Consider the following 1,618-nt stretch of genomic DNA (forward strand, 5'->3'; position numbering starts at 1 on the left):
GGACATCAATCGTCACTGGCGTGTCTTCGTCAGTAACGGCATTGTCATTGGTCGCCACTGGCGCATCGTTCACTGGCATCACATCGACGTTCACCGTGGTGGACTCTGATACCCCACCTGACGTAACGATGTAGGTAAAGCTGTCTGCACCGTGGTAGTTGTCGTTTGGCGTGTAAGTCACGCTGCCATCCGGGTTGACCGAGACCGTACCGTTAGCTGGACCGTTGTTGGTATCGAGCGACACCACTTTATCGTCGCCTTCGAACGTGTCGTTACCTAGGACGTTAATTATGGTCGGCGTGTCTTCCACAACCGTCGCGTTGTCTGCCACGATGTCCGCCACAGGCGCTACCGTGAAGTTCACCGTTTGGCTAACGCTTTCACCGCTTGGATCGGTGGCCGTAAAGGTTAGGATTTCTGAGCCGTTCCAGTCTGCCGTTGGGCTAATGGTCGCGATGCCATTTTCAATCGACACCAACACGTTGCTGTTGCCAGAGACACTGAAGCTCAGCTCGCCATCTACGTTATCCACATCGCTGAAAGCGGTATTTAGATCGATGCTGTATGGCGTAAAATCTTCCGCCAAGGTTTGGTCTGCAATGTTGCTTTCAACCACAGGCGTGTCGTTCACCGCATTCACGGTGACGTTGACCGTCGCTTGGTCAGTCAGTGAACCATCGGTCACTGTGTAAGTGATTTCAGCATCACCATGGAAGTTCTCGGCCGGTGTGAACACCAGTTTGCCATCAACAATCTCGACTGTGCCTTGTGCTTCAGGTACGGAAGCTGATTGGATAGACAGCTTATCACCATCAATGTCGGTGTCGTTTGGCAGGACATCAATCGTCACTGGCGTGTCTTCGTCAGTAACAGCGGTATCATCTTTTGCCACTGGCGCGTCATTCACTGGCGTCACATCGACGTTCACCGTGGTGGACTCCGATACCCCACCGGAGGTAACGATGTAGGTAAAGCTGTCTGTTCCGTGATAGTTGTCGTTTGGCGTGTAAGTGACGCTGCCATCCGGGTTGACCGAGACCGTGCCGTTAGCTGGTCCGTTATTGGTATCCAGCGACACCACTTTGTCGTCGCCTTCGAACGTGTCGTTACCTAAGACCTTAATGATGGTCGGCGTGTCTTCCACAACCGTCGCTTTATCTGCCACGATGTCTGCCACAGGCGCAACTGTGAAGTTCACCGTTTGGCTTACGCTTTCGCCGCTTGGATCGGTAGCCGTAAACGTTAACGCTTCTGAGCCGTTCCAGTCTGCGGTTGGAGTGAACGTAGCAATACCGTTGACGATCGCCACTTGAATGTTGCTGTTGCCAGAGACACTGAAACTCAGCTCGCCATCCACATTATCCACATCACTGAAAGCGGTATTCAGATCGATGGTGTATGGCGTAAAGTCTTCTGCCAAGGTTTGGTCTGCAATGTTGCTCTCAACCACAGGCGTGTCGTTCACCGCATTCACGGTGACGTTGACCGTCGCTTGGTCAGTCAGTGCACCATCGGTGACGGTGTAAGTGATTTCAGCATCGCCATGGAAGTTCTCAGCCGGTGTGAAGACCAGTTTGCCATCAACGATCTCAACTGTGCCTTGTGTTTCAGGTACGGA

General features: G+C 52.8%; 1 protein-coding gene. It reads right to left on the reverse strand.

Annotated features, from left to right (window positions below):
- On the reverse strand, positions 1 to 1,618 hold a 1,618-nt coding region (locus R7035_RS25205; protein ID WP_318146323.1), incomplete at both ends, for a tandem-95 repeat protein.

It is taken from the genome of Vibrio sp. 1731 (assembly GCF_033339955.1).
GTDB classification, from domain to species: domain Bacteria; phylum Pseudomonadota; class Gammaproteobacteria; order Enterobacterales; family Vibrionaceae; genus Vibrio; species Vibrio alginolyticus.